The following is a 9956-nucleotide window of genomic DNA, read 5'->3' on the forward strand; positions in this document are numbered from 1 at the left end:
TTCGGTGCGCGGGCGGGGCGGCGGAACCGGTCATGCGACTGACTACGCTGTGCGAGTTCGAGAAGCGGCAGCTACGCGGAGGAAGGAAGCCCCCGGCCGGGCGCAAGGCGCAAGACAATGGCGACAATTCGCATCAACCTGCTCAACGGTGTCGAGGTGCTCCGCGACGATCAACCCGTGCCCTCGGGTCCGCCGCAGCGCTGTGCGCTGCTGGCCGCACTGGCCCTGCGCCGCGGGCGCTGGGTGCCCGCGACCGTACTGCTCGACGGCCTCTACGACGGCGATGTCCCCGCCAGCGGCACCGGTTTGATCCAAACCCACATCTCCGCCCTGCGCCGCGTCCTCGAACCCGACCGCGCACCCCGCGCCGAACCGCGAGTGCTGCTGTCCGGACATGGCGGGTACCAACTGCGGATCACCGATGACCAGGTCGACGCCGGAATCTTCGACGCCCTGGTCGGACGGGCGGAACACGCTCGCGCCCAAGGGGATTGGCACACCGCCGACCAGCTCTACACCCGCGCGCTACCGCTGTGTTCGGGCGAACCCCTGGCCGGACTGCCCGGCCCGGCGGCCTCCGCCCAGCGCGCGGTGCTGTGCGAGCGCTACCTCTCCGCCCTGGAGGAAAGCCTCTTCGTGGCCTCCATGCTCGGCCGCACCGACCGGGTCCTGGACCGGCTGCGCCCCCTGGTCGGCGAACACCCGCTCCGCGAACGCGCCGCCGAACTCCTCATGCGCGCCCTGGTCCGCCAGGGCCGCCGCTCCGAAGCCCTCGCGGTCTACACCCGCACCCGCCGCGCCCTGATCGACACCCTCGGCGTCGAACCGGGCATTGACCTTCGCGCCCTGCAAACGAACATCCTTGCCGGACAACCGATCCCGGGCCCCACCCGCCATCCGTCGTCGCCGGACACGTTCCAGGCTGTGCTGTCCCGTCGGCCCAACGACGGTGCGGCGGGAGTTGCCGCGTCCCCGCTTCCCTCGACCGTTGCATCGAGAGATGAAAGTGCGCGGTATCGATCCTCCACCTCCGAGGCGATCGATTTACGGGAATCCCCGGCGCCGGCGACCATTCGACCGGGCGTACTGGGTGCCGCCGAAATCGCGGCGCTGGCCGAGCAGGTGCTGGGAATCCCCGGCGGCCGGTTCGCGCTTGACATTCATCGGGCCACCGGCGGCTCTCCGATGCTTGTCACCGCGCTGCTGAAAGACCTTGCACTGCTGGATGATCCGCCGTGCGTTCCGGAGTATCTCGCGAACGGAAACTACGCGCGCGCGGTTCGCCGGCAACTCGACCATCTCGCACCGGCCACGGTCCGAGCGCTCCGCGCGATCGCGGTGCTCCACGAGTACGCCGCACCGCCGGAGGTGGTGGCCGCCGCCTGCGACCAGTCCGACAGCGAATTCCGGGACAGCTGCGCCACACTGATGGCTCACGGCATTACGGCTCCGCCTCAGCCGCGCCACGGCACCGCGGTCGACGAGGCCGAGGGGTATTCGGGGCGCGACTCGGCTCGCGCGTCGGCCTCGGCGGTCGGTGCGCATCAGCAGCCGGTCGGCGGGGGCGCGGCTCATCCGACGTCCGTATCCGGTGGTGCACCGGAGCTGTCTCGACTGCGGCATGCGTTGCCCGCCAATACCTTGCGCCGATTGTGCACACGCGAAGAGGTACAGGGCATGCTGGTGGCGGCGGCCCAGCGTGCGGCGGTGGTGACCGGGGACAGTCGGGTGGCGGCGCGGTATCTGCGGGAGTTGTCGGGGGAGCGGTGGGCGGAGTGGGTGCCCACGCTGGTGGACGCGGGGGCGGAAGCTGTTCGGGCGCTGGAGCTTCCGGAGGCGATTGGGTATCTCGAAGTGGCGCAGCGGGTGTGCGCGCCGGAACAGCGTGATGAGATCGGAGTGCGGCTCGGTCTGGTGAAGCAGTGGACCGATCCGGTGGCGGCGCGGGCGTATTTCGAGCGGGCACTGGTGGGGCAGCGGGCCACGAAAGTCGCTCCGACTGCGCTCATTCCACTCGCGTGGACGCTGGTCACCTCGGGTCAGGCGCAGGACGCCGAGGCACTGCTGGACGAGGTCATCGCCGAGACCGCCGGTCATGATCGCGAGGCCGCGCGGACACTGCGGGCCTCGCGCTGGATGGTCACCGGGCTGACCTCGCGGGCCTGGAACGCGTACCTCGCGCGCACCCGCGCGGAAGCCGCGCCCGATGCGGTGACCGAGGCCGTGCGCGCGATCGATGATCTTGTGGCCGTGCGCATTTCGGCGCACGAGGCGCAGTCCCGCTTCGAAGCCGCGGCGGGTGGGACGACGGGGGAATACCTCCCGCCCGAGCTGCTCGGCATCCAGGCCCATATCGCACTGTGGACCGATGAGGTGACCCTCGCCGGTCAGCTCACCGGTCAGGGCGATGACAGGTACTTCGGCATGCTCGATACCTATCGTCTGATGCTGCACACCGAAGTGCTGCTGCGCCAGGCCCGTTACGCCGAGGCCGCGCGCACCTGCGCGCTGGTGGCCGTGCCCGCCCCCGCGTCGGTCCGGCGTCCGGCCGGGCTGGTCGCCCTCTATGCCGCGGCGCTGCTCGGAGCCGGGCGCATCAAGGAGGCCGACCGCTGGCTCGAACCCGCCCGCATCCACGCCAATTCCGAGTCCTGGGAATGGATTACGGTCACCTACGTGCGCGCCATGCTGTGCGCCGCGCAGGGCCGCTCCCGCGAGGCCGCCGGTCATTTCCTGGACTGCGGTCGCCGTCTGGCCGCTTGGCAGCAGCACAATCCCTCGCACCTACCCTGGCGCAGTTCGGCCGCCCTGCAACTCAGTGCGCTGGGCGAGCTGGACGAGGCCCGCCGCCTGGCCGCCGAGGAACTCGAACTGGCCATCCGCCTGAACACCTCGGTCGCCCTCGGCCGGGCCTGGCGCGTGGTCGCCCTGGCCGCGGCGGACCACACCACCTCCGAATCGCTCTGTCGCGCGGTCGCATATCTCGAATGCGGCGAGTCCGTCCCGGAGCTGCTCGCGGCCCTGATCGATCTCGCCGATACCCACGCGGCCACGGGTCACACGGCACTCGCGCGAACCACCCTCCGGCGAGCCCGCGCGCTGGCCGACTCCCGTGCGGTGCGAGTCGTGCTGGCACTGATCGATCAACGCCTGTCAGCTCTGTCGTCATTCGCTCCTGCGGGGTCCGGGCAAGACCGGTCCCGCCCGGATGACGCGATCCTCGAGCCGGCCGGTTCCGCATGATGTTCGCGCCCCGCACTCGCGGGCGGGTTCGGTTCACGGCGAGGGTAACCCTCGCCGGGAGGCGACCCGGGTTCTAGCGTCGAGGGAATGGGTGATTCGCGGCGGCTGTTGAAAACGGTTACGGGAGTTAGCGGTTCGGTGGATGTGTATGCCGCCGCACTGGATCCGGGGCGATCGACGCTGGAGTCGTCGATCGAGATCGCGAAACTGGCGGAGGCCCATGGGTTCGATGCGCTGTTCGCGGCGGATCTGCTGAGTTTCGGGGCGCAGGGGGCGATCGGTGCGCAGGAGCCGTTGATCTTCCTCGCCGCGTTGAGCGCGGTGACCGAGCATGTGGGGTTGATCGCCACGGTGACCACCACGTTCCACCATCCCTATAATCTTGCGCGCCTGTTCGGCACCCTCGATCACGTCAGCAATGGCCGCGCGGCCTGGAACGCGGTCACCTCGTCACTGGGCGAGGAGAACTACAGCTCGGGCGACCTCCCGAGTCCTGAGGATCGATACCGCCGCGCGGGTGAGTCCCTGGAAATCGTCAACGCGCTGTTCGACAGCTGGCGGCCGGGCGCGCTGACCCCGGACGGGCACGGCGGCGCGGTGCTGAACGCGGATCTGGTCGAACCGATCGACCACGCGGGCGAATTCTTCACCGTGCGTGGACCATTGAATATCCCGCCGCTTCCGCAGCGGCGTCCGGTGCAATTCCAGGCCGGGCAGTCCGAGGCGGGCGTCGAACTAGGTGCGCGCTTCGCCGAGGTCGTCTTCACCTCACTGCCCACCCTCGAGGACGCCGTCACCTACACCAAGAAGATCCGTTCGCGTGCTACGGAATTGGGCCGGGCCGATGGACTGCCGCTGATCATGAGCTCCTTCCACGCCACCTACGGCGCTTCCGAAGACGAGGTGCGGCGGCTGGTGCGCGAGCGCGATGAGGCCACCGATTTCGACTCGGGACGGCTCGCACTCGCCGATATGCTCGGCGGCGGCGTCGATCTGTCCGAGCTGCCCCTGGACAAGCCCATCCCCGAAGACCTGCTGCCCGATGCGCGCTCGGTGCACCGTCGTCGCGGCCGGGTGGAGATCTTCAACAACTTCGCGCGCTCGGGAAAGACCTTGCGCGAGTTGATCATCGCCGCCAAGGACACCGGCCACTGGGCCGCCGCGGGCACCCCCGAACAGCTCGCCGATGTCATCGCCGAGCGCTATGACGCGGGCGTGCTCGATGTCATCTCGCTCGGCGGTCTGGCCGATCCGCGCACCCGTGACTTCCTGCTGAACGGCCTGCTGCCCGAACTCCGCCGTCGCGGCATCGTCGGAACCGGTTACACCGGAACGACTTTCCGCGAGAACCTGGAACTGCCGCCGCTACCGAACTGATCGGCTACTCGGCCGCGCCCGCACCGGGCGCGGCCCGCAATCCGTCGACGGTTACCGCGATGAGCCGTTCGGCCGCATCGGGCGTGGTCTCGCAGGCGATGCCGATACCGTGCCCGAGCCGGACCAGATCGCGCGGTTCGATATCCGCGCGCACCGCGCCCGCCTGCTGAGCCGCCTCGAGCAGCGCGTTCGCCGCGTCATTGATCGCGGACCGGCACAGCGTGAAAGTCGGTGAATTGTGGTCCATTCCGGCCTTGAGCGTGGTCGCCAGACTGCGATTGGCCATCACCCACTGCACCTGTTCGCGCAGCCAGTATTCGAAAGCCGTCGCGCCCGAATGCTCTTCGAGTAGTTCATAGGCGCGCCCGCTCAACTGCTCGATATTGGACCGGTAGACGGCCTCGATGAGCGCTTCGCGATTGGGGAAGTGCCGGTACAGCGTCCCGATGCCGACGCCGGTGCGCCGCGCGATCTCCTCCAGCGCCACCTCGGGTCCGAGTTCGGCGAAGGCCTCCCGGGCGACCGTCAGAATGCGCTCGTAATTGCGGCGTGCGTCGGCGCGCATCGGCTTCTCCGTCGGCGGTGCTCCCACGAACCCTCCACTAGAAAACGGATGGACCCTCCGGATACACTTGCGCAAGTGGAGGGCTCCTCCATATGATAGCTCTATCGGAAACGGAGGATGCCTCCGTTTGATTCCGAGTCATATCTTCCTTTCGATGGAGCGATCCTTGTCGACCACCCTTTCTTCGAATGCCGCTGTCGCGGGTACTAGAGCTCCCGCGACCGAACCCCGCCGGATCCGCTCCGGCATCGTGCTGGCCACCCTGCTGACCTGCCAATTGATGATCGTCCTGGACATCACCGTGATGAATGTGGCGCTGCCGCGCATTCAGGCGGATCTGCATTTCAGCCCGACCGGCCTGTCCTGGGTGATGAACGCGTACACCCTGGTCTTCGGCGGATTGCTGCTGCTCGGCGGCCGAGCCGGTGACCTCTTCGGTCGCCGCAACCTTTTCATCGCCGGGGCGGCCCTGTTCACCCTGGCCTCGCTCGCGGGCGGCTTCGCGCCCTCGGCCACCTGGCTGCTCATCGCGCGAGTGGTGCAGGGGATCGGCGCGGCCATGGCCGGACCCAGCACCCTCGCACTCCTGACCACCACCTTCTCCGATCCCAAGGCCCGAATTCGGGTGCTGGCCTTGTTCTCCGGCATGTCCAGCGCGGGTTTCGCGATCGGCCTGATCGTGGGCGGTCTGCTCACCGAATGGCTGAGCTGGCGCTCGGTGCTGTTCATCAATGTGCCGTTCGGGCTGGCGGTCGTGGTGCTCGCACTGCGCTATCTGCCCCGCGCGCAACGGCAACCGGCACATCTGGATCTGCCCGGTGCGATCACCGCGACCGGCGGTGTGGCCGCGCTGGTGTACGGCTTCATCAATGCCGCCGCGCACGGCTGGGGTAAGCCGGAGACCGACATCTCGCTGGCGACGGGCGTCATTCTCATCGCCGCGTTCCTGGTGATCGAATCCCGCACCGCGCAACCGCTGTTGCCGCTGCGGCTGTTCGCCGATCGCAATCGCGCCGCCGCCTACGCGAGCATGTTCCTCGCACCCATGGCGGGTATGTCGATGTTCTTCTTCCTCACCCAGTTCCTCCAGGACGTGCTCGGATTGAGTGCGCTGGCAACGGGTTTCGCCTTCCTGCCGACCGCCCTGCTGATGTTCACCATGATTCGCATGATTCCGCGCCTGCTACCGCGCTTCGGCCCGAAGCCGCTGACCATGATCGGCACCGCGTCGATGGTCACCGGCCTGCTGCTGCTCACCCAGCTCACCGAGCACAGTGGTTACTTCCCGGTACTGTTCGCGGCCATGCTCCTGATGGGATGCGGTATCGGACTGGCGGTTTCACCGCTGAACGTGATCATCATGTCGAATGTCGAACCGCATGAGGCCGGTGCGGCGGGCGGCGCGTTGCAGACATTGCAGCAGACGGGCGCGTCGCTGGGTCTGGCGATCCTGGTGACCGTCTTCGGCACCGCCTCGCGCGGTGCGGGCGGTACCGCACAGCATGCCCTGGTCAGCGGTATGACCACGGCGTTTGCCGCGGCGGCGGGTATTGCCGCGCTGACCTTCGCCGTCGCCCTCACCTATCGGAACCTGAGTACATCGAAGTGAAAATCGATGCACGACACACGCGGAAGGAGATTGCTTCCCGGGTGGATCGCTGATCTCTGCAAGGATGTCGAGCTGGACTGTTCTTTGGCAGCTGCTTCGCCGGATACCACCGTAGGGGGCGGCGAAGCAGCCGAGGATCCGGAGGCTTCTCTGTGGATGTCCGAAATTCAGCGCAAGACCACCGCACTCTGGTAGACGTGCTGTCGGCGCGAGTCCTCGAGACTCCGCGCCGACTCGCGTATACCTTCGCGGGCCATCGCGCTGACTCGGAAAGCGTTGATTACGGCCAGCTCTGGGACCGGGTGTCCGGATTGTCCAGGCTGGTGCGCGAAGTGACCGCACCCGGCGACCGAGTGGTGCTACTGTGCCCGCCCGGAAAGGATTTCGCCTGCGCGTTCTTCGCCTGCCTAGCGACCGGCCGCATCGCCGTGGCCGTGCACCTACCGACCTCGGCGCAGCAGTTCTCGACGCTGGCGGAGATCATTCGGGACAGCGGCGCGGTGGCGGCCATCGTGCCGCTCTCGGTCATACCGGTCACCAGCGAGCAGCTCGGCGCGGGCATCACGATCATCGACAGTGATTCGGCCGGACCGGGATTCGATATCGCGGCGGGCCTGCAAGCGCCCCCCGCACCGGATGACATCGCCTTCCTGCAGTACACCTCCGGTTCGACCGGTGCGCCCAAGGGTGTGGCGGTGCTGCACCGGAACCTGATGGACAATCTGGGGCTGCTCGCCTCCAGATATCAACTGGCACAGGACACCTCGATCGTCTCCTGGCTGCCCCCATTTCATGATATGGGGCTGATTCAGGGTCTGCTGCTGCCCATGTACGGCGGATTCCCGAGCACGCTCATGTCGCCCATGACCTTCCTGCGCGATCCGCTCACCTGGTTGCGGGCAATATCGAGCAGTTCGAATGTCACCGCGGGCGGGCCGAATCTGGCCTACGGTCTGTGCCTGAAACGGGTATCCCCGGCCGACGCCGCGCAATTGGACCTGAGCGCCTGGCGGATCGCCTTCGTCGGCGCGGAGCCGATCGATCCGAATATCCTGCGCCGCTTCGCGGAACTGTTCGAGGTCAGCGGTTTTCGCCCGGAGAGCTTCGCCCCGATGTACGGTCTGGCCGAATCCACGCTGTTCGTCAGCGGCGGCGCGGTCGGTGCCGGTGCGCGCTCGCGCCGCTTCGCGGTGGCCGAACTGGAGCGCGGCACAGCCGTCGAGGATGCCGAGGGCCGGGAACTGCCGAGTCTGGGTGCGGCCGAACCGGATTCGATCGCCATCGTCGATCCGGACACCCGGCTGCGCTGTGCCGACGGCACCATCGGTGAGATCTGGTTGCGCGGTCCCAGTGTCGCCGCCGGATACTGGCATAAGCCGGTCGAGACCGAACGCGTCTTCCATGCCCGGATCGCCGATGACGGCGGTCCGGAGTTCCTGCGCACCGGCGATCTCGGATTCGTCTGCGCCGGAGAGCTTTACGTATCCGGCCGGATCAAGGAATTGATGATCGTGCACGGCCGCAATATCTTTCCGCAGGATATCGAGCGCACCATCGTCACCACTCATCCGGCCCTGCGGCCGGGTGGCTGTGCGGTCTTCACCGCCGAGATCGGAGATGAGGACCGGGTGATGGTGGTGCAGGAGCTGGCTGATCTACTCGAGCCGGACAACGCCGAGGCGCTGGCGGGTTCGATTCGGGAGATCGTCAGCCGGGTGCACGCGGTCAGCGTGCACCGGGTTGTTTTCGTCGGCAAGGGCGAAGTGCCCAAGACGACCAGCGGAAAGGTACAGCGCCAACGTTTGCGTGAGCATTACTCAGGTTCGACGACTTTCCAGGAGAGTGCGTTATGAGTGAATCGGCAACCCCCACGGCCGTGCTCGACTATTTCGTGGGATGGGCAGCGGCGAAGCTCGGCAGGGATTCGGTGGATCCCGATGCGCCGCTGACCGCGCTGGGTCTGGATTCGGTGCACGCGGCGGAATTGATGACGATTCTGGAGGATCGCTACCGGACGGAAATCACCGCCGAGGATATTTTCGACGGACTGACCATGGCGGACGTGGCGCGGCGCGTGGAGGCGCAGCACAGCGGTGCCGCCCGTGGATAGTCCGAAATTCAGTCTGCTGTTCTTCTCCAGTGACGCTCAGCAGAGCGGCGGACGGCGCTATCAATTGTTGCTGGACAGCGCCCGTTTCGCCGATACGCACGACTTCGAGGCCGTGTGGATTCCGGAGCGGCATTTCCACTCCTTCGGTGGGCTGTATCCGAATCCGGCGGTGCTCGGCGCGGCGCTCGCCGCCAGCACCGAGCAGGTCCGCATTCGCGCGGGCAGTGTGGTGCTGCCGCTGCACAATCCGGTGCGGGTGGCCGAGGATTGGTCGGTCGTGGACAACCTGTCCGGCGGCCGCGTCGATCTGGCCTTCGCGACCGGCTGGAATGTGGACGATTTCGTCCTCGCCGGGCATAACTACCGGGATCGGGTCGAGGTCACCCGGGCGGGCATGGATACCGTGCGCCGCCTGTGGTGCGGTGAATCGGTCACCCTGCCCAATGGCGTCGGCGAAGACCGCGCGGTGCGGATCTTTCCGACGCCCGTGCAGTCCGAGCTACCGGTCTGGCTCACCTGTAGCGGCGGTATCGAACGCTTCGAAATGGCCGGTGCGCTCGGGGTGAACATCCTGACCGCACTGCTGTTCCAGGAAGTCGACGAACTGGCGGACAAGCTGGCCGCGTATCGAAAGGCGCGGGCGCGCAACGGGCACGGTATCGAAGCGGGCACCGTCACCGTCATGTTGCACACCTTCGTCGGGCCGGACGAGGCACAGGTGCGCAAGACCGTCGCGGCTCCGTTCAAGCGCTATCTCGAGGATTCCGTCGATCTGTGGCGGCGTGGCTCGGACGCATTGGACAGCCTGGACGAGCGGACGCGGGCCAAGGTATTGGATTTCGCGTTCGAACGGTACTACCGCAATAACGGCCTGTTCGGCACACCGGAATCCACCCTGCCGATGGTTGCGCGCCTGCGTGAGATCGGTGTCGATGAGATCGCCTGCCTGATCGACTTCGGCATTCCGGATACCGATGTGCTATCCGGCCTGGAATCGCTTGCCGCACTGAAGAATTCTCTCTCGACCGAATAGCAGATCTGCCGAATTTCGC

The 9956-nt window shown here is 67.2% G+C and carries 7 protein-coding genes; 6 read left to right on the plus strand and 1 reads right to left on the minus strand.

All coding sequences use genetic code 11. The features are described 5' to 3' along the window. The first annotated feature begins 117 nt into the window (after nucleotides 1-117). Both ACFC4D_RS32570 and ACFC4D_RS32575 read left to right on the plus strand, forming a co-directional pair. Nucleotides 118-3243, plus strand: coding sequence for a BTAD domain-containing putative transcriptional regulator (locus ACFC4D_RS32570; RefSeq protein WP_376068908.1), 3126 nt, complete (start codon nucleotides 118-120; stop codon nucleotides 3241-3243). Between the two features lie 87 nt (nucleotides 3244-3330). After that, the gene (locus tag ACFC4D_RS32575) at nucleotides 3331-4620 is read left to right on the plus strand and encodes an NtaA/DmoA family FMN-dependent monooxygenase (protein ID WP_376068910.1); all 1290 of its coding nucleotides are present in this window, start codon (nucleotides 3331-3333) and stop codon (nucleotides 4618-4620) included. 4 nt (nucleotides 4621-4624) lie between these two features. Here ACFC4D_RS32575 and ACFC4D_RS32580 read toward each other — a convergent pair whose 3' ends face one another. Next, nucleotides 4625-5185 carry a TetR/AcrR family transcriptional regulator gene (locus tag ACFC4D_RS32580; protein ID WP_375953767.1) on the minus strand — a complete coding sequence of 187 codons (561 nt, stop codon included), beginning with the start codon at nucleotides 5183-5185 and terminating at the stop codon, nucleotides 4625-4627. Nucleotides 5186-5339: 154 nt separating this feature from the next. Between ACFC4D_RS32580 and ACFC4D_RS32585 the strand changes: the two genes are divergently transcribed. From ACFC4D_RS32585 to ACFC4D_RS32600, 4 genes are all read left to right on the plus strand, one after another. Continuing rightward, nucleotides 5340-6794: an MFS transporter gene (locus ACFC4D_RS32585; RefSeq protein ID WP_375953765.1), complete on the plus strand. Its 1455-nt coding sequence runs from the start codon at nucleotides 5340-5342 to the stop codon at nucleotides 6792-6794. A gap of 197 nt (nucleotides 6795-6991) precedes the next feature. Continuing rightward, nucleotides 6992-8647: a fatty acyl-AMP ligase gene (locus ACFC4D_RS32590; RefSeq protein ID WP_376068912.1), complete on the plus strand. Its 1656-nt coding sequence runs from the start codon at nucleotides 6992-6994 to the stop codon at nucleotides 8645-8647. Then, nucleotides 8644-8904, plus strand: a complete 261-nt coding sequence (locus ACFC4D_RS32595; RefSeq protein WP_364632088.1) for an acyl carrier protein — start codon at nucleotides 8644-8646, stop codon at nucleotides 8902-8904. Before ACFC4D_RS32590 ends, ACFC4D_RS32595 begins: the two co-directional genes overlap by 4 nt. Then, complete coding sequence (locus tag ACFC4D_RS32600; RefSeq protein ID WP_376068914.1) at nucleotides 8897-9937, plus strand: MupA/Atu3671 family FMN-dependent luciferase-like monooxygenase; 1041 nt, start codon at nucleotides 8897-8899, stop codon at nucleotides 9935-9937. Before ACFC4D_RS32595 ends, ACFC4D_RS32600 begins: the two co-directional genes overlap by 8 nt. Nucleotides 9938-9956 lie beyond the last annotated feature (19 nt).

The organism is Nocardia sp. NPDC056000, from assembly GCF_042269265.1.
GTDB lineage: Bacteria > Actinomycetota > Actinomycetes > Mycobacteriales > Mycobacteriaceae > Nocardia.